Genomic DNA, 16,162 nt, shown 5'->3' with positions numbered 1-16,162 from the left:
GGCGGCGGGCAGTTTCTGCCGGGTGGGAATTTTTTGCCTAGCATCGCGTGGCGGGGCTGGCGCTTGCCGCGCCGGGCAAATGCCGCGATAGCGCGGGCGTGCGCACGCTATTTTCCACTCTGCTCTATCAGCAGCCGCTGGGCGACGACGCCCTGATCGCCGATCTGGAGGCATCCTGCCTGCAACTGGCGGAAGACGATGGCGCCGGCCGGCGCTGGTGCCGCGAGAACCATTATCGCGGCTATACCAGCTATGCCTCGCTGGACGATCTGCCGATCCGCGACCCTGCCTTCGCCGATCTCAAGCGGCTGCTCGACAAGCATGTCGCCCGGTTTGCGGAGGCGTGCGCGTTCGATCTGGCGGGGCGCAAGCTGAAGCTCGACAGCCTGTGGGTCAATGTTCTCGACGGCAAGGGCGGGCATGGTGCGCATATCCACCCGCACAGCGTCGTCTCGGGCACCGTCTATGTCGCGCTGCCGCCGGGTTCACGCGGTCTGAAGCTGGAAGACCCGCGGCTGGCGATGATGATGGCCGCGCCGACACGGCGGCCGGATGCGCCGGAATCGCTTCAGCCCTTTATCGAAGTGGTGCCCGAGGTCGGCACCGTACTGCTCTGGGAAAGCTGGCTGCGCCACGAAGTGCCACCCGGGGCGGGCAAGGAAAAGCGGATCAGCGTCAGCTTCAACTATCGCTGGTAAGCGCGCGACGCGGTGTCGCGCGCGGCGAGCATTTCGGCATGCTGCACGCTCGGCACCGGCTTCGCGACGCGCGCCGGGTGCGGCGATCCGGCATGCGAGACGAACGCTGCACAAGTGCCCAGCGCAGAGCCGATGAACAGGGAACGGGCGATGGCCATGGGTGGATTCCTTCAACCGAACAGGATCCCCGTTCCATTATAGTCAACACCGCGTTCATCTTGTCTGCCCCGCAACTTTACGGGGGCTGCGGCATCGCCGCAGGTGACGGCTGGCCTGCTTGTCCCTATGTTGGCGGCCAATGGCAAAGAACAGAACAAAAGCAGGGCTGCCGACGCGGCAGCAGATTCTCGATTTTATCGCTTCGTCCGACACGCCTGCAGGCAAGCGCGAGATTGCGCGGGCATTCGGGCTGAGCGCGCAGGACAAGATCCTGCTCAAGGCGCTGTTGAAGGACATGACCGACGAGGGGCTGATCGACGTCGCCCCCGGCCGGGCCTTTCACAAGATGGGCGGCCTGCCCAAGGTGACGGTGCTGCGCATCACCGATGCCGATGGCGACACCGTGTGGGCCGTGCCCGAGCGCTGGGAGGCCGAGCACGTCCCCGCACCGCGGCTGCGCGTGCGCGAGGGGCGCGGCAAGCGTTCGGCGCTGGGGGTGGGCGACCGCATCCTCGCGCGGACCGAAGAGGCCGGCAATGGCTGGATCGCGCACCCGATGAAGAAGCTGGCGCGCGGCGAGGAACAGATGCTGGGCGTGCTGCACGAAGAGGGCGGCAGGCTCTGGTTGCAGGGCGTCGAGAAGAAGGACCGGCGCGACTGGCCGGTATCCGATGCCGGCGGGGCAGAGCCGGGCGATCTGGTGCTGGCGGAAAAGACAGGCCGGCCGCCACGGATCACCGCCAAGGTGGTCGAGCGGCTGGGCGATCCGTTCGCGCCGCGCAGCTTCTCGATGATCGCGATCCACCGCCACGGTATTCCCAACGTCTTTTCGGAGGAATTGCTGGAAGAGGCCGAGCGGGTGGCGAAGCAGAAGCTGGGCGATGGCCGCGAGGATCTGCGCCATTTGCCGATCGTTGCGATCGACCCGGCCGATGCGCGCGACCATGACGATGCGGTCTGGGCCGCGCCCGACGACGATCCCGCCAACGAAGGCGGGTGGAAGGCGATCGTCGCGATTGCCGATGTCTCCTTCTATGTCCGGCCGGGCTCCGAACTCGACCGCGAGGCGCGCAAGCGGGGGAACTCGGTCTATTTCCCCGACCGGGTGGTGCCGATGCTGCCCGAAATCCTGTCGGCGGATGTGTGCTCGCTGAAGCAAGGCGTGGATCGCGCGGCGCTCGCCTGCCATCTGCAGGTGACCAAGGGCGGCGCGCTCAAGAGCTGGCGGTTCACCCGCGCGGTGGTGCGGCTGGCGGCGAATATTGCGTATGAGGATGCGCAGGCGGCGATCGATGGAAAGCTGGAGCATCCGTTCACCGAAACCGCCCTTCGCCCGCTATGGGATTGCTGGCAGGCGCTCAATGCGACGCGCGAGAAGCGCGAGCCGCTCGACCTCGACCTGCCCGAACGCCGCATCGTGCTCGACGAGAAGGGGCGCATTCTGTCGGTCGCGCCGCGCGAGCGGCTCGATGCGCATAAGCTGATCGAGGATTACATGATCGCCGCCAATGTCGCCGCCGCCAAGGCGCTCGAGGCGAAGAAGACGCCGGTGATGTACCGCATCCACGAGCCGCCGGCGCGCGAGAAGCTCACTGCGCTGAAGGAATATCTGAAGACCTTCGATATCGAATTCGCGCTGGGGCAGGTGATCCGGCCGGCGACGTTCAACCGCATTCTCGACCGGGTGGGCGAGGCGGAGTTCCGCCCGCAGGTGATGGAACAGGTGCTGCGCACCCAGACCCAGGCCTATTACGGGCCGGAAAATGCGGGGCATTTCGGACTGGCGCTGGGCTCCTATGCGCATTTCACTTCGCCGATCCGGCGCTATGCCGATCTGGTGGTGCACCGCGCGCTGGTGGAGGCATACCGGCTGGGGCCGGGCGGGCTGACGCCGGAAGAGGCCGGCAGCATGGACCGGATCGGCGAATCGATCAGCCAGCTCGAACGCCGCGCGATGGAGGCCGAGCGCGAGACCATCGACCGCTATGTTGCCGCGTACCTCGCCGCGCATGTCGGCGAAGTGATGGAGGCGCGGATCACCGGCGTGCAGAATTTCGGCTTCTTCGCGACGGTGGAGGGTGTGGGCGGCGACGGGCTGGTCGCGGCGCGCGACCTGGGCCAGGAATATTTCCACTTCGACGAGGCCGGCAAAAGGCTGGTCGGCGAGCATAGCGGCGAGGCGTTCACCCTTGGCCAGCGGATCGCGCTGCGGCTGGTGGAGGCGAACCCGGTATCGGGCGCGCTGCGCTTCGAGCTACCAGACGGGAAGGGCTCGGCTGGCGGTCCGCCGCGCACGGGTCGTCCGGGCAAGGGCGCGCCGAAGCGTGTGATCCACCGTCGCGGACGGCCGGGCAATATCCGCCATCAGGGGCGCAAGCGCTGAGCTGCTGTTCGCGGCGCGGCCCTTGACGGGACAGCGCTGTCAAATCCAGTGCATTGACGTAACAGTCGCGCTACAAGCGATTTACAGCGGTGTTGCGAGAGGAAGAACATGTCCGGGCGTCCGACGATCAAGGAAGTGTCGAAGATCGCAGGCGTATCGTTCAAGACCGTTTCGCGCGTGCTCAACAACGAGAAGCATGTCAGCGAGGAGACGCGCCGCCGCGTCGAGGAAGTGGTCGCCCGGCTCAACTTTCGTCCCAGCCATGCGGCGCGCACGCTGGCAGGGCGCAAGTCGTTTCAGGTCGCCCTGTTCTATGACAATCCCAGCCCCTATTATGTGTATCACATCCAGTCCGGCGCGCTCGAGCGTTGCTCGGAGTTGGGTTATCGCCTGCTGATGCAGCCGGTCGATAGCCAGTCCGCCGACCTGGTAGGCGCAGTGATGGCGCTGGTGGACGAGGCGCATCTCGACGGTGTGATCCTGTCGCCGCCGCTTACCGAGGCGACGGCGCTGCTCGATGCGCTAGACAGCCGGCGGCTGCCCTACGTTCGAATCGCGCCCGGCGTGCGCAAGCATAGCGGCATGGCAACGACGATGGACGATGTTGCCGCCGCGCGCGAGATCACGCGTCATCTGATCAGCCTGGGCCACCGCGCCATCGCGCTGATCCGCGGGCCGGAGAGCCATGTGTCGTCTGCCGATCGTCTGGCAGGATATCAGGCGGAGCTGGCGGCCCACGGCATTGCTTTCGATCCGGAACTGGTGGTTTCCGGCGATTACAGCTTCGCCTCGGGCATGGCGGCAGCGCAGGCGATGCTGGCGCGCAATCCCCGGCCGACCGCCATTTTCGCAGGCAATGACGATATGGCGGCTGGCGTCCTGGCGGCGGCGCATGAGGCGGACGTAGCCGTGCCCGATCAGCTTTCGATCGTCGGGTTCGACGATTCGGATCTGGCTCGCGCCGTCTGGCCGCCGCTTACCACCATCCGTCAGCCGGTGCGCGAACTCGCCTATGCTGCGGCCGACCTGATGCTCTCGGGCAACGCCGCGCAGGAACAGGTGACGCTGGACCACGAGCTGATGGTGCGGTCCACCACTGGGCCGGCGCCCAAGGACTGATCTCCTTTATGTCCGCGCATGCGCGGGCGTCCCGTTCGTGGACGGCCGTTAACCCATTTTGTCGCTGGCCCGAATAGTAAACAAATCGTTAAGATCGGCGCATGCAACGCCAGATCGCCTTTCCGGGCATCGCCCGCCGCCACCCGTTCCGCCAGCATATGCGTCGCACGATCGTGGCGCAGCGAAAGGCAAGCGACGATAAGGATCTGCGGCTGTTCGCGCTGAGCTTCACCGCGTTCTTCGTCTGCTTCTACACCTTCATCTTCTGACGGAACGCGCCGGGCAGATCAGTCCGGGAATTCCTCGCCGGTACGCGGCACGTCGCCAGCCTTGTGCAGCCGCCGCGCGCACCAGGCCGAGGCGAAGCAGAGCAATACCACGATCCACAGCGAATCCTCGACCAGAATGCCCGGGATGCGGCTGAAGCCGAAGATCCCCACCGATCCGAAAACCATGAAGCCGGCATTGACAATGTTGTTCGCCGCGACGGTGCGTGCCGTCTGCGATTTTTCCACGGTGGTGGTGAGGAAGGCGTAGAGCGGCACCACGAACATGCCGCCGGTAATCGCGATCAGCGCCAGGTCGGCGAGAATGTGCCAGGCGGCGGGCAGCGCGATGAAGGCAGCGGTCTTCAGCAGCGGGCCGTCATGGATCGGCCAGAATCGCGCGGCAAAGTGGAAATCGACCACGAACACCGACATGGCGAGCACCGACGGCACCGCATACCGCGCCGAGATATTGCCCTTGAGCATCCGGTTGATGATGACCGAGCCGATCGCGATGCCGACCGAGAAAATGCCCAGGAACACGCTGGCCACGTCCTTCTGGGCGTGGAACACGTTCTTGACCAGCGGCGGGAACAGCACGCCGAGCACCGCTGCGATCGTCCAGAACACGCTGATGGAGATGATCGCCAGATAGAGGCGACGGATGTGCATCGTGCCGCGGATCAGCCGCACCGAGGCGCGGAAGATGTTGAAGTCCACTTTCAGCTTGGTGAGCGGTGGTGCGGGCGGGATCTTGAGCGACGCGAGCCAGCCAGCGCAGGCGACGCCCAGTACCGCAAAGGCGGCGCCATAGGCGCTGATCACACCACCCGCGATCGTCCCGCCCAGAATGGCGATATAGGTGCCCGCCTCGATCATGCCGGTGCCGCCCAGCACATCGTCCTCGCGCAGATGCTGCGGCAGGATCGCGTATTTGATTGGCCCGAAAAAGGTGGAGTGCACGCCCATGCCGAGCAGCGCGGCCAGCATCATCGGCAGGCTCTTCAGGAAGATGCCGGTGGCGCCCACCAGCATGATGCCGATTTCGGCGGCCTTGATGATCCGCATGATCCGCGCCTTGTCATAGGTGTCGGCCAACTGACCGGCGAGCGCGGAAAACAGGAAAAAGGGCAGGATGAAGATGCCGGTGGCGATGGCGCTGAACCGGGTTTCTTCCTCGACCGAATTGAAGATCTGGTAGGTCGCGAAAAAGATCATCGCGTTCTTGAAGAGGTTGTCGTTGAACGCTCCCAGGAACTGCGTGATGAACAGAGGCAGGAACCGGCGCTCCTTCATAAGCCCGAGCGCACCTATCATTCGATATAAGCTCCCCAAGTGGCGGTTTTCCGCCCGGTGGGTGCCGGGCATAGCCGAGGGGCTGTACCCGCATCAATGGGGTATCGTTGCCATCCGGTTGTCCGGACGCGGTAAAGTCGCTGCCGCCCCCTCCCGCTGGACGGAAGCCGGTGCTAGGAACCGGCGATGCTCACGCTGCCCAACGTGCTCACGCTCTCGCGCATCCTTGCCGTGCCGCTGCTGGTGGGGTTCCTCTGGTGGAGGGACTGGCAGGCGGGATTCGCCATTGCGTTCGGCCTCTACTGCCTGATGGGCATCACCGATTATTTCGACGGCTACCTCGCCCGCGCGCAGGGGACCGTCTCGAAGCTCGGGATATTTCTCGATCCGATCGCCGACAAGATCATGGTCGCGGCGGTGATCCTGATCCTGGTGGGCAAGGGCGTGATCGCCGACTGGCATGTGATCGCCGCACTGGTGATCCTGTTGCGGGAGATCGCGGTATCGGGACTACGCGAGTTTCTGGGCGGGCTGCAGGTATCTGTGCCGGTGTCGCGGCTCGCCAAGTGGAAGACGGCGCTGCAACTGGGATCGCTGGGGGCGTTGATCCTGTCGGGCGCGCTGCCGCAATGGCCCTGGGTGCTGATGGTCGGGCTGGCGGCGTTGTGGGGCGCTGCGGTGCTGACCGCGATTACCGGCTGGGACTATCTGCGCGTCGGTCTGAGCCATATGGACAGCTGATGGCGCTGTCGCTGCTTTACTTCGCCTGGGTGCGCGAGGCGGTGGGGACCGGCGCGGAGCAGGTTTCGCCCCCGGAGTCGGTGCGGACGATTGCCGATCTGATCGGCTGGCTGGCAGGGCGCAGCGAGGGGCATGCCGTCGCCTTTGCCGAGCCCACGAAGCTGCGCGCGGCAATCGACCAGGTCTTTGTGCCGCTCGACACGCCGCTGGATGGTGCGGGCGAGGTGGCGATCTTTCCGCCGGTGACGGGCGGATGATCCGCGTCTCGGTCGATCCGGCGCCGATCGAGCTGGCGATGGAAGTCGCTGCGCTGGAGGAACGCGGGGCGGGCGGCGTGGCGACCTTTACCGGCGTGGTACGCACCGACGACGGCGTGCAGGCGCTGGAGCTGGAACATTATCCCGGCATGACCGAGGCTGCACTGTGTGCGCTGGCCGAAGGGGCGGTGGATCGCTGGAACCTGCTGGGCGTCACCATCGTGCACCGGGTGGGGAGGATGGTGGCGGGCGAGCGGATCGTGTTCGTCGGCACCGCCGCCGTGCACCGGGCCGAGGCGCTGGAAGCCTGTGCCTTCCTGATCGACCGGCTGAAGACCGACGCCCCCTTCTGGAAGCGCGAAGTGCTGGCAGGCGGCGCGCGCTGGGTGGAACCGCGCGCAAGCGACAATACGCGTGCAGCGGAATGGGGCTAAGCGTACAGCTTATTACAGCGTATCTGTACGGACATGTCCAAGCCGATGAACCTCAACGTCCGAGTCGCAGGCCCCCTGAGCGACTTCGTTTCGCGCAACGTGGGCGAGGACGGGCTGTACGAGAATGTCAGCGAATATGTCCGCGACCCGATCCGCCGCGACAAGGAACGGGTCGAACGCGAGAAGTTCGAGACGCTGAAGGCAGAGTTGCAGCGGGCATTCGCGACGCCGGATGAGGATTGTGTCGAGGTCACTGCCGAAGAGGTGATTCAGCGCAATCGTATGCGGCGCGCGCAGCGGTGAGCGCGTTCTTCATTGAGCCGATGGCGGACCAGCGGCTGGATGAAATTTACGACTATACTGCCGACCAATGGGGTGAGGCGCAGGCCGATCGGTACGTGCTTCAACTATTCGAGCGCTTCGCCGAAATTGCGGCGCGGCGGGTGCCGTAGCGTGCTTTGCCAGCCGAATTTGGCGTCAGGGGATATTTTGCGCGCGCGGGACATCATGTCGTGTATTGGCGCGAACGGGCCGATGGCGCGATTGGAATCGTCACGCTGCTTCATGAGCGGATAAATCAGATGGAGCAGCTCCGCGCTGTCTGGGAGCCCTGATCAGTCCCGCGCGGCTGCCAGCACGTCCGCCAGCAACCGGAAGTCGCGTTCGCGGGGGGAGGCCTTGCGCCAGACCAGCGCAATGTGGCGCGAGGCGTTGGCGGCGTCGAGCGGGCGGGCGGTGACCGAGGTATGTTCCAGAATGCCGGCATCCACCGCCATTTCCGGCAGCATCGTAACTCCTAGCCCATTATCGACCATCTGCACCATGGTGTGGAGCGACGTGCCGAGCATCGTCGCCTCGGCGCGCAGTTCGGGGCGGTTGCAGGCGGCGAGGGCATGGTCCTTCAGGCAATGCCCGTCCTCGAGCATCAACAGCCGGCCTTCGTCGATCTCGTCGGGATGAATCGCGGCGTTCGGCGCCATTTCACCTTCGCGGAACGCCACGAACAGGCGGTCGTCGAACAGTCGCGCGCTTTCGACATCGCCGCAGGCGAAGGGCAAGGCGAGCAGCACGCAATCGGTGCGGCCATGGCTGAGAGCCTCGCACGCCTGGCCGCTGGTTTCCTCGCGTAGATAGAGTTTCAGGTCCGGATATTGCTGGCGCAGGCGCGGCAGGATGCGCGGCAGCAGGAAGGGCGCGATGGTGGGGATGACGCTCATCCGCATCTCACCCGAGAGTGGACGCCCGGCGGCGCGGGCGAGGTCGCCCAGCTCATCGGCTTCGCGCAGGACGCGGCGGGCTTTCTCGACGATCCGCTCGCCGAGCGGCGTGAAACGGACGACGCGGCGCGTGCGCTCGACCAGTACCACGCCGATCAGCGTTTCCAGTTCGCGAATGCCTGCCGACAGGGTCGACTGGGTGACGAAGCACGCCTCCGCGGCGCGGCCAAAATGGCCGGCATCGTGCAGCGCCACCAGATACTGGAGCTGTTTGAGGGTGGGGAGATAGGTCTGCGCCACTAATCGCCTCATTCGATTGCTTGAGAGGAATATAGTGACAGGGGCGATTAATGCAAAGGCCAATACGCTCCCCTCCCGCTTGCGGGCGGGGGTGGGGGAGGGGATGGCAGTGTAGATTGGGGCGACGTGTCAGATAGAGCCTCCACGTCAGTCCCTCCCCTAGCCCCTCCCGCAAGCGGGAGGGGACTGTGGCGTCAGGCCGCCGCCGCCTGGAATTCCTCGGCGGGAAGGCGGATCATATAGTCGAAGGCCGACAGCGCCGCGGTGGAGCCTGCGCCCATCGCGATCACGATCTGCTTGTACGGCACGGTGGTGCAATCGCCCGCCGCGAAGATGCCCGGACGGCTCGTCTCGCCGCGCGCATCGATTTCGATCTCGCCGCGGTTGGTGAGCGCGATCGTGTCCTTCAGCCACTCGGTGTTCGGCACCAGCCCGATCTGGACGAAGATGCCTTCCAGCGCGATGTCGTGCTCGGCGCCGGTGTTGCGGTCCTTGTAGCTGAGGCCCGACACCTTCTCGCCGTCGCCATTGACCTTGGTGGTCATCGCCGAGGTGAGGATCTTCACATTCGGCAGGCTGGCGAGCTTGCGCTGCAGCACCGCATCGGCGCGAAGCTGGCTGTCGAACTCGATCAGCGTGACATGCGCGACGATGCCGGCCAGGTCGATCGCCGCCTCGACGCCCGAATTGCCGCCGCCGATCACCGCGACGCGCTTGCCCTTGAAGAGCGGGCCGTCGCAGTGCGGGCAATAGGCCACGCCCTTGTTGCGATATTCGTCCTCACCCGGCACGTTCATCTGCCGCCAGCGGGCACCGGTGGAAAGGATGATCGCCTTGGCCTTCAGGCTCGCGCCATTGGCCAGCACCACTTCGTGCAGCCCGCCCTCGCGCGTCGCCGGGATCAGCTTTTCGGCGCGCTGCAGGTTCATCACGTCGACCTCATAGTCCTTGACGTGCTGCTCGAGATGCGCGGCCAGCTTGGGGCCTTCGGTGTGCGGCACCGAGATGAAATTCTCGATCCCCATCGTGTCGAGCACCTGCCCGCCAAAGCGTTCGGCCGCGACACCCACCCGGATGCCCTTGCGCGCGGTGTAGATCGCCGCCGCCGCCCCGGCGGGGCCGCCGCCGACGATCAGCACGTCGAACGGATCCTTCTTGCCGATCCGTTCGGCCGCGCGCTTTTCCGCGCCGCTGTCGATCTTCGCGACGATCTGCTCCAGCTCCATCCGGCCCGAGGCAAAGGGTTCGCCGTTCAGGTACACAGTCGGCACCGCCATCACCTTGCGCGCCTCGACTTCGTCCTTGAACAGGGCGCCGTCGATCGCGGTGTGGCGGATCTTGGGGTTGAGCACCGCCATCAGGTTCAGCGCCTGCACCACGTCGGGGCAGTTCTGGCACGATAGCGAGAAATAGGTCTCGAAGCTGAAATCGCCCTCGATATTGCGGACCTGCTCGATCAGTTCCTGCGCCGCCTTGCTCGGGTGGCCGCCGACCTGAAGCAGCGCGAGCACCAGCGAGGTGAACTCATGCCCCATCGGGATGCCGGCGAAGCGCACGCCGATATCGGTGCCCTTGCGGCGGATCATGAAGCTCGGTTTGCGCGCATCGTCGGCGTGGACGAGGTCGATCTTGTCGGACAGTGCGGCGATTTCGGCCAGGAGCTCGCCCAGCTCGCGCGACTTGGCGTCCTCGCCCAGGCTGGCGACGAGCTCGATCGGCTCGCGGATGTTCACGAGATAGGTCTTGAGCTGTTGCGTCAGATTGGCGTCGAGCATGGGAAAACTCCTGTAACTTCTACTAAAACGGCCCGGGGCGGTTGGTATCCGCCCCGGGCCGCATCAGGCGCCCGTTGAGGGGGCAGGGGCGCGCTTTAGATCTTGCCGACGAGGTCGAGCGACGGGGCCAGGGTCTTTTCACCCTCTTCCCACTTGGCCGGGCACACTTCACCCGGATGGGCGGCGACATACTGCGCGGCCTTGATCTTGCGGAGCAGTTCCTGGGCGTTGCGGCCCACGCCTTCCGAAGTGATCTCGACCAGCTGGATCACGCCTTCCGGATCGACCACGAAGGTGCCGCGGTCGGCGAGGCCCTGGCCTTCACGCAGCACGTCGAAGTTGGTCGACAGCACGTGGTTCTGGTCGCCCAGCATGTAATAGTTGATCTTGCCGATCGCGGGCGAGGTGTCGTGCCATGCCTTGTGGCTGAAGTGGGTGTCGGTCGAGACCGAATACACTTCAACGCCCATGCCCTGCAGGGTCGGATAGATGTCGGCCAGGTCTTCCAGCTCGGTCGGGCACACGAAGGTGAAGTCCGCCGGGTAGAAGAAGAAGACCGCCCACTTGCCCTTCACGTCGCCGTCGGTGACGGTGACGAACTTGCCTTCCTTATAGGCCTGCGCGGTGAACGGCTTGATGGTGCTGCCGATGAGAGCCATGCGGTTATATCCTCCAGAACGGGGTTGCTGTTGCGAAGCCGGATATAGGCGGCCCTGCCCCGGAAGAGAAATTGGAAGACCCGCTTGGGTTGATCGATTGCCTCACTCAATAGGGTGACTTTAATCGGTCATATTTGTGAAAGCGCGCGGTACAGACTGAACGCGCTGGTGGCGGTGAGGACGATGCCGACCAGGCTGAGCAACGTGCGGGTCGGCACCCGCTTGGCGAAGATGGCGCCGCATGGCGCCGCAACGATGCCGCCGATCAGCAGCCCCAGCACCGGATGCCAGAAGGCGGGGGAGAAACCCTGGGTGCCGATGTGAAAGAGGAACGTCGCCGAAATGGTGACCGTCAGAAAGAACTCGACGGTGTTGACGGTGCCGATCGTGGTGCGCGGCCGGGCGCCCTGCACCAGCAGGTTGCTCGTCACCACCGGCCCCCAGCCGCCGCCGCCCGCCGCATCGAGAAAGCCGCCCGCCAGACCCAGCGGCTCGACGATCTTCGGTTCGCGGTGGTGGGGCGCAAAGCGGATCGCGCGGAACAGCAGGTAAAGGCCGATCCCCGCCAGATACGCCATGACGAACGGGCGCGTCACCGATGCGTCGAGCGAGGTCAGCACATAGGCACCCAGCACGCCGCCGATCATTCCCGGCACCAGCAACCGGGCGAACAGCCGCCAGTTCACGTTGCGATGCAGAGCATGGCTGAGGCCCGATACGCCGGTCGTCATCGTCTCGACCAGATGTACGCCTGCCGAGGCGGTGGCGGGGGCAATGCCCAGCACGCTCACCAGCAGCGTGCTGGAAATAACCCCGAACGCCATGCCCAGCGCGCCGTCGACCAGTTGTGCGGCAAAGCCCACCGCGATGTATGGCAACAGTTCGGTGACGCTCAAACCTTCGAACATCCGGTGCCCTTATGCCGTTGATCGACCCTATCCATGAAGAGGGAGCACAACGCCGACAAGTCACTTAGTGTTGCCCCCTTGGGCGGGCTGGCTGGCTGGGGCATGCTGGAAATCTCAGCGGCATGTGCCTACATGATGCCAAATATAAGGGGCCCGGCCATGTTCCGACGTCTGACGGACTATCTCGATTCGATTCGTGCGCGCGATCCTGCGCCGCGGAGCCGCATGGAGATTCTGCTGTATCCGGGCGTGTGGGCGCTGGGCTATCACCGCGTTGCGCACTGGCTGTTCCGGCGGCGGCTGTTCTTTCTGGCGCGCTTCGTCAATCACTGGTCACGCTGGATGACGGCGATCGACATTCACCCCGGCGCCACCATCGGCCGCAATTTCTTCATCGACCACGGCTTTGTCGTGATCGGGGAGACAGCGCTGATCGGCGACAATGTCACCATTTACCAGTGCGTCACGCTGGGCGGCACCAGCCCGGACAATGGCGTGGGCGGCAAGCGGCATCCGACGTTGCTCGACGGCGTCATCATCGGGTCCGGCGCGCAGGTGCTGGGGCCGATCACTGTGGGCGAACGCGCCCGGATCGGGGCCAATGCGGTGGTGACGAAGGATGTCGCGCCCGGCGCGGTGATGGTCGGCATTCCGGCCAAGCCGACGCTGGTCGAAGCCGGCACTTGGCAGAAGGATTTCGTGCCTTATGGTACGCCGTGCAGCGACCTCTTTGATCCGGCAAGCCAGAAGCTGGAAATCATGCGTTGTGAACTGGAGACCCTACGCAAGCGGCTCGACGCGATGATCGCCGAGCGTGAGGCCGGGGCGGAGCGGCGCGACCGGGCCTGATGGGAACCGTCACCCCGCTCCCCCTGCAGCAGCCCGGACAGGTCGGTTTCGAACGCCCCGAACTCACGCGGATCCTGGATCTCTATGGCCGGATGGTCGCGGCGGGGCACTGGCGCGACTATGCAATCCAGTTCGACAAGGATTTCGCGGTGTTCGCCGCCTTTCGCCGCGCTGCGGAGCGGCCCGAATATCGCATCGAAAAACGTCCGAGCCTGCGCAACCGGCAGGGCATGTGGGCGCTGGTCAACGAAAGCGGCGCAGTGCTGAAACGCGGGCACGAACTCGGCCCGGTATTGGCGCCGGTCGAGCGCCGGCTGATGAAGCTGGTCGAGGAGTGACCCCCTGAAATCCTCCCCCGCAAGGGGGAGGTGGCACCGAAGGTGACGGAGGGGGCGGGAATCATTGCGGCCCTTCTGGCATCCTCCCCCTCCGACCCGCTACGCGGCCCACCTCCCCCTTGCGGGGGAGGATCAGGAGGGAGGTTACGCCAGCGCGCCTTGCTGCGTCGGCGGGAGCCGGCGGCTGAGGTCGCCGAGCCGCGCGACGACCGCCCGCCGCATCGCGTGCCAGAAGGCGGAGAGCGTCAGCAGCGCCGATCCGATCACGAGCCCGGTCAGCGCGGCGCTCAGTTCGACCGCACCGCTCTGGTGGAACAGCGAGTACATCGCCCACAGCACATAGGCGAGGCTGGATACCAGCAGCGCCCGCCGGTCCACCGCCAGCGCGACCACCGCGAAGAACAGGTAGAGCGCGAACACCACCGCCGCCATCGGCGCGCCGATCTCGCCGTCGAACACGCCCAGCATGTGGAATACCGGGTGCCCGATCAGCGGCGCGGCAGCAAGGTGGAGCCAGAAAGCGACGTCCGAACGCCGGGTGCGACGTTCCAGGTCGCTCATGTCCCAGCGCATTGCGGCGATGAAGATGCCGATCCCGCCCAGCAGCAGGACGGGGTTGATCCAGTCCTTCGCGGTGGGGATCAGTGAGGACATCAGTCCTACGACGACGCCTACCACCGCCAGTGCGCCGGCGGCGACGGTGATCGGCACCATGAAGCGGCGCCAGTGCACCCATGCCGCAACGGCGGTCAGGCTGCCGGCCACCGCTGCTACTGCGCCGGCGAGCCGTTGCTGTTGCGCGTCGGTGGTGATGTGGAGCACTTCGCTCAGCCACGGAATATTGACGACGAACAGCCCGGCGATCGTCGCTCCCGCGCCGGCAACGAAGCCAAGCAGCAAGAGGATGGAGGGAAGGGCAAGCCGGCGTCGCGCGGTGAAATATTCTGCCAGCATCCAGCTGGTCGCAGCTGTCAGTGCACCGCCGCCGATCATGTTGGCACCGGCAACGCGGGCGTCGTTACCGCCGCCGATCAGCCATTCGGCCAGACTGCCGCCCAGCTTGGCTACCGCCACCAGAATCAGCGCTGCGGCGATCGCCACGAAGATGTCGTTGAAGCCGCTCAGAAGCCGAAAATGTTCTTCGTCCACCGCCGGCGTTGCCCGGCTGGCGGCTACATAATTGCGGAACGCCGTCGCTGCTTCCGGGGTAAGAGCCCCCGCCTCAACGGCGCCTGCCAGTTCGCTTTCGCTGTACATCGGCCATCCTCCTTCCAGGCGTGGAGGATGTCACAGGTGTATTGCTGATGCAATACGCTATTGCGGTAGCTGCTCAGCCCTGCAGCTTGCTCAGGATCAGCATCGTCTGTTCGGCCCCCGAGCCGGGCATGATCTCGCCGGTACGGTCGGTAATCTGGCTCCATTGCGCTGCCACTGCCTCGGGGGTCAGTTCGTCCAGCTTCGCGCCCTGGGTGAGCGTGACATAGGCCGCCTGCACCACCCCGCCGCCCGCGCCGACGATCATGTTGCTTGGCGCGTCTTCGGAGACAAGGAACAGCGCGGCGGGGGCGACATTCTCCGGCGCGAAGGCGGCGAATGCGGCTTCGGGGAAAATATCCTTGGTCATTCGGGTGCCGGCCACTGGCGCGATGGTATTGACGCGGATGCCATATTTCGCGCCTTCGAGGTGCAGCGTCTTGGTAAGCCCGGCCAGCCCCAACTTGGCCGCACCATAATTCGCCTGGCCGAAATTGCCGTAGAGGCCGGTCGAAGACGCGGTCATCAGGATGCGACCATAGCCCTGTTCGCGCATCGTTTCCCACACCGCTTTCGTGGCGTTGGCCGATCCGATCAGGTGCACGTCGACGACGAAGCGGAAGTCTGCCGGCTCCATCTTCGCGAAGCTCTTGTCGCGCAGCACGCCGGCGTTGTTGATCAGGATGTCGACCCGGCCCCAGCGCGTCGTGGCCGCTTCGACCATCGCAACCATCGCGTCATAGTCGGTCACACTGCCCGAATCCGCGAATGCCTCGCCGCCCAGCGCCTCGATTTCGGCGACTACTGCCAGCGCCGCATCCGAATGGCCGGTCCCGTCGCGGGCACCACCCAGATCGTTCACGACCACCTTTGCACCGCGCCGCGCCAGTTCGATCGCATAGCAGCGGCCGATGCCACCGCCGGCGCCGGTGACAATGGCGACGCGGTCGTCGAAGCGAATGGTCATGATTCAGGCTCTCCCGTGGTTTTGAGCCTGTTTATGGCCAGCCTCGGCCGGTGCCAACAAAAACGCCCCTCCCCGCGCATGCGGAGAGGGGGCGCGTTGGTTCAGCGACCGCCGCGCTGGCGGCAGTGATCCGTGACCTTGCGCGAGCAGGGCGGGTAGCTGCCCGGATCGGCCGGCGGCGGCGGTGCCGTGTTCGCCATCGGCGCGGCAGACGCGGCTGCAGGCGGCGGAGGAGGGGGAGGGGGAGGGGGAGCGGGCGGCGTCGCTTCCGGCGGTGGTGGCGGTGCGCCCGGTGCCATCGCTGCTGGCGCCGGCGGGGCGGGCGGCGTCTCGGGGCTGGCCTGTGGTGTGGTCTGGCCCGGCGTCGTCTGGGCCGGGGGCGTTTGCGGGGCCGGCATATCCTGCGCAACGGCGGTGCCGCCCAGCGCCAGCGCCGAGGCGAAAAGCATCCATTTCATGCGAGGCTCTCCTTGTTGATTGCCTCGCTCCGAACGCGCCGTTGCGCGGAATGTTGCATTTGCGCGAAAACGCAGATTCGCGGG

General features: G+C 65.6%; 20 protein-coding genes. 11 read left to right on the top strand and 9 right to left on the bottom strand.

Annotated elements, in window-relative coordinates; genetic code table 11:
• Positions 1 to 98 precede the first annotated feature (98 nt).
• Positions 99 to 698, top strand: coding sequence for a TIGR02466 family protein (locus ACT53M_RS15300; protein ID WP_476234427.1), 600 nt, complete (start codon positions 99 to 101; stop codon positions 696 to 698).
• Here ACT53M_RS15300 and ACT53M_RS15295 read toward each other — a convergent pair.
• The gene (locus ACT53M_RS15295; protein ID WP_476234425.1) at positions 686 to 856 is read right to left on the bottom strand and encodes a hypothetical protein; all 171 of its coding nucleotides are present in this window, start codon (positions 854 to 856) and stop codon (positions 686 to 688) included. The genes ACT53M_RS15300 and ACT53M_RS15295 overlap by 13 nt on opposite strands.
• A 140-nt stretch (positions 857 to 996) precedes the next feature.
• On the opposite strand from ACT53M_RS15295, the gene rnr reads away from it, so the two are divergent.
• The 3 genes from rnr to ACT53M_RS15280 all read left to right on the top strand — a co-directional run bounded on the left by rnr (position 997) and on the right by ACT53M_RS15280 (position 4,628).
• A complete protein-coding gene (gene rnr, locus ACT53M_RS15290; protein WP_476234423.1) occupies positions 997 to 3,240 on the top strand; it encodes a ribonuclease R in 2,244 nt (747 codons plus the stop codon).
• Positions 3,241 to 3,348: 108 nt separating this feature from the next.
• Positions 3,349 to 4,359 carry a LacI family DNA-binding transcriptional regulator gene (locus ACT53M_RS15285; RefSeq protein ID WP_476234421.1) on the top strand — a complete coding sequence of 337 codons (1,011 nt, stop codon included), beginning with the start codon at positions 3,349 to 3,351 and terminating at the stop codon, positions 4,357 to 4,359.
• 101 nt (positions 4,360 to 4,460) lie between these two features.
• On the top strand, positions 4,461 to 4,628 hold the full coding sequence (locus ACT53M_RS15280; protein ID WP_476234419.1) for a hypothetical protein: 168 nt from the start codon (positions 4,461 to 4,463) through the stop codon (positions 4,626 to 4,628).
• Positions 4,629 to 4,646: 18 nt separating this feature from the next.
• Here ACT53M_RS15280 and ACT53M_RS15275 read toward each other — a convergent pair whose 3' ends face one another.
• Positions 4,647 to 5,942: an MFS transporter gene (locus ACT53M_RS15275; protein ID WP_476234417.1), complete on the bottom strand. Its 1,296-nt coding sequence runs from the start codon at positions 5,940 to 5,942 to the stop codon at positions 4,647 to 4,649.
• A gap of 165 nt (positions 5,943 to 6,107) precedes the next feature.
• Between ACT53M_RS15275 and pgsA the strand changes: the two genes are divergently transcribed.
• The 5 genes from pgsA to ACT53M_RS15250 are packed head-to-tail and all read left to right on the top strand — an operon-like array spanning position 6,108 to position 7,805.
• On the top strand, positions 6,108 to 6,662 hold the full coding sequence (gene pgsA, locus ACT53M_RS15270; protein WP_476234415.1) for a CDP-diacylglycerol--glycerol-3-phosphate 3-phosphatidyltransferase: 555 nt from the start codon (positions 6,108 to 6,110) through the stop codon (positions 6,660 to 6,662).
• Positions 6,662 to 6,919, top strand: a complete 258-nt coding sequence (locus ACT53M_RS15265) for a MoaD/ThiS family protein (protein WP_476234414.1) — start codon at positions 6,662 to 6,664, stop codon at positions 6,917 to 6,919. The genes pgsA and ACT53M_RS15265 overlap by 1 nt, the downstream gene beginning before the upstream one ends.
• A complete protein-coding gene (locus ACT53M_RS15260; protein ID WP_476234413.1) occupies positions 6,916 to 7,353 on the top strand; it encodes a molybdenum cofactor biosynthesis protein MoaE in 438 nt (145 codons plus the stop codon). Before ACT53M_RS15265 ends, ACT53M_RS15260 begins: the two co-directional genes overlap by 4 nt.
• Positions 7,354 to 7,386: 33 nt before the next feature.
• Positions 7,387 to 7,656 carry a ribbon-helix-helix domain-containing protein gene (locus ACT53M_RS15255; RefSeq protein ID WP_476234412.1) on the top strand — a complete coding sequence of 90 codons (270 nt, stop codon included), beginning with the start codon at positions 7,387 to 7,389 and terminating at the stop codon, positions 7,654 to 7,656.
• Entirely contained in the window at positions 7,653 to 7,805 is a 153-nt protein-coding gene (locus ACT53M_RS15250) for a type II toxin-antitoxin system RelE/ParE family toxin (protein WP_476234410.1), read from the top strand. Before ACT53M_RS15255 ends, ACT53M_RS15250 begins: the two co-directional genes overlap by 4 nt.
• Before the next feature lie 162 nt (positions 7,806 to 7,967).
• On the opposite strand, the gene ACT53M_RS15245 is transcribed toward ACT53M_RS15250, so the two are convergent.
• The 4 genes from ACT53M_RS15245 to ACT53M_RS15230 form a co-directional block, all read right to left on the bottom strand.
• Positions 7,968 to 8,882, bottom strand: coding sequence for a hydrogen peroxide-inducible genes activator (locus tag ACT53M_RS15245; RefSeq protein ID WP_476234408.1), 915 nt, complete (start codon positions 8,880 to 8,882; stop codon positions 7,968 to 7,970).
• 182 nt (positions 8,883 to 9,064) lie between these two features.
• Positions 9,065 to 10,645 carry an alkyl hydroperoxide reductase subunit F gene (gene ahpF / locus ACT53M_RS15240; RefSeq protein WP_476234406.1) on the bottom strand — a complete coding sequence of 527 codons (1,581 nt, stop codon included), beginning with the start codon at positions 10,643 to 10,645 and terminating at the stop codon, positions 9,065 to 9,067.
• Between the two features lie 95 nt (positions 10,646 to 10,740).
• Positions 10,741 to 11,304: an alkyl hydroperoxide reductase subunit C gene (gene ahpC / locus ACT53M_RS15235; protein ID WP_476229892.1), complete on the bottom strand. Its 564-nt coding sequence runs from the start codon at positions 11,302 to 11,304 to the stop codon at positions 10,741 to 10,743.
• Positions 11,305 to 11,432: 128 nt separating this feature from the next.
• On the bottom strand, positions 11,433 to 12,212 hold the full coding sequence (locus ACT53M_RS15230) for a sulfite exporter TauE/SafE family protein (RefSeq protein WP_476234405.1): 780 nt from the start codon (positions 12,210 to 12,212) through the stop codon (positions 11,433 to 11,435).
• Positions 12,213 to 12,371: 159 nt separating this feature from the next.
• Between ACT53M_RS15230 and epsC the strand changes: the two genes are divergently transcribed.
• Together epsC and ACT53M_RS15220 are read left to right on the top strand one after the other, a co-directional pair.
• Complete coding sequence (gene epsC / locus ACT53M_RS15225; protein ID WP_476234404.1) at positions 12,372 to 13,061, top strand: serine O-acetyltransferase EpsC; 690 nt, start codon at positions 12,372 to 12,374, stop codon at positions 13,059 to 13,061.
• Complete coding sequence (locus tag ACT53M_RS15220) at positions 13,061 to 13,399, top strand: DUF2794 domain-containing protein (protein WP_476229895.1); 339 nt, start codon at positions 13,061 to 13,063, stop codon at positions 13,397 to 13,399. Before epsC ends, ACT53M_RS15220 begins: the two co-directional genes overlap by 1 nt.
• 144 nt (positions 13,400 to 13,543) lie before the next feature.
• Here ACT53M_RS15220 and ACT53M_RS15215 read toward each other — a convergent pair whose 3' ends face one another.
• The 3 genes from ACT53M_RS15215 to ACT53M_RS15205 form a co-directional block, all read right to left on the bottom strand.
• The gene (locus ACT53M_RS15215; protein ID WP_476234401.1) at positions 13,544 to 14,656 is read right to left on the bottom strand and encodes a hypothetical protein; all 1,113 of its coding nucleotides are present in this window, start codon (positions 14,654 to 14,656) and stop codon (positions 13,544 to 13,546) included.
• 73 nt (positions 14,657 to 14,729) lie between these two features.
• Entirely contained in the window at positions 14,730 to 15,620 is an 891-nt protein-coding gene (locus tag ACT53M_RS15210) for an SDR family NAD(P)-dependent oxidoreductase (RefSeq protein WP_476234399.1), read from the bottom strand.
• A 101-nt stretch (positions 15,621 to 15,721) separates the two neighbouring features.
• Positions 15,722 to 16,078: a hypothetical protein gene (locus tag ACT53M_RS15205; RefSeq protein WP_476234397.1), complete on the bottom strand. Its 357-nt coding sequence runs from the start codon at positions 16,076 to 16,078 to the stop codon at positions 15,722 to 15,724.
• Positions 16,079 to 16,162: the final 84 nt, after the last annotated feature.

It is taken from the genome of Sphingomonas sp. DMC6, from assembly GCF_056314225.1.
Note: the sequence above shows the minus strand (reverse complement) of the source record. Positions and strands in the feature narration are given on the sequence as shown.

Bases quoted from the DNA above. Each gene is read 5' to 3' on its own strand.
- ACT53M_RS15255 (WP_476234412.1), top strand. From the start codon at position 7,387: ATGTCCAAGCCGATGAACCTCAACGTCCGAGTCGCAGGCCCCCTGAGC.
- rnr (WP_476234423.1), top strand. From the start codon at position 997: ATGGCAAAGAACAGAACAAAAGCAGGGCTGCCGACGCGGCAGCAGATT.
- ahpC (WP_476229892.1), bottom strand. From the start codon at position 11,304: ATGGCTCTCATCGGCAGCACCATCAAGCCGTTCACCGCGCAGGCCTAT.
- ACT53M_RS15205 (WP_476234397.1), bottom strand. From the start codon at position 16,078: ATGAAATGGATGCTTTTCGCCTCGGCGCTGGCGCTGGGCGGCACCGCC.
- pgsA (WP_476234415.1), top strand. From the start codon at position 6,108: ATGCTCACGCTGCCCAACGTGCTCACGCTCTCGCGCATCCTTGCCGTG.
- ACT53M_RS15220 (WP_476229895.1), top strand. From the start codon at position 13,061: ATGGGAACCGTCACCCCGCTCCCCCTGCAGCAGCCCGGACAGGTCGGT.
- ACT53M_RS15265 (WP_476234414.1), top strand. From the start codon at position 6,662: ATGGCGCTGTCGCTGCTTTACTTCGCCTGGGTGCGCGAGGCGGTGGGG.
- epsC (WP_476234404.1), top strand. From the start codon at position 12,372: ATGTTCCGACGTCTGACGGACTATCTCGATTCGATTCGTGCGCGCGAT.
- ACT53M_RS15295 (WP_476234425.1), bottom strand. From the start codon at position 856: ATGGCCATCGCCCGTTCCCTGTTCATCGGCTCTGCGCTGGGCACTTGT.
- ACT53M_RS15230 (WP_476234405.1), bottom strand. From the start codon at position 12,212: ATGTTCGAAGGTTTGAGCGTCACCGAACTGTTGCCATACATCGCGGTG.
- ACT53M_RS15245 (WP_476234408.1), bottom strand. From the start codon at position 8,882: ATGAGGCGATTAGTGGCGCAGACCTATCTCCCCACCCTCAAACAGCTC.
- ACT53M_RS15210 (WP_476234399.1), bottom strand. From the start codon at position 15,620: ATGACCATTCGCTTCGACGACCGCGTCGCCATTGTCACCGGCGCCGGC.
- ACT53M_RS15280 (WP_476234419.1), top strand. From the start codon at position 4,461: ATGCAACGCCAGATCGCCTTTCCGGGCATCGCCCGCCGCCACCCGTTC.
- ahpF (WP_476234406.1), bottom strand. From the start codon at position 10,645: ATGCTCGACGCCAATCTGACGCAACAGCTCAAGACCTATCTCGTGAAC.
- ACT53M_RS15275 (WP_476234417.1), bottom strand. From the start codon at position 5,942: ATGATAGGTGCGCTCGGGCTTATGAAGGAGCGCCGGTTCCTGCCTCTG.
- ACT53M_RS15260 (WP_476234413.1), top strand. From the start codon at position 6,916: ATGATCCGCGTCTCGGTCGATCCGGCGCCGATCGAGCTGGCGATGGAA.
- ACT53M_RS15285 (WP_476234421.1), top strand. From the start codon at position 3,349: ATGTCCGGGCGTCCGACGATCAAGGAAGTGTCGAAGATCGCAGGCGTA.
- ACT53M_RS15215 (WP_476234401.1), bottom strand. From the start codon at position 14,656: ATGTACAGCGAAAGCGAACTGGCAGGCGCCGTTGAGGCGGGGGCTCTT.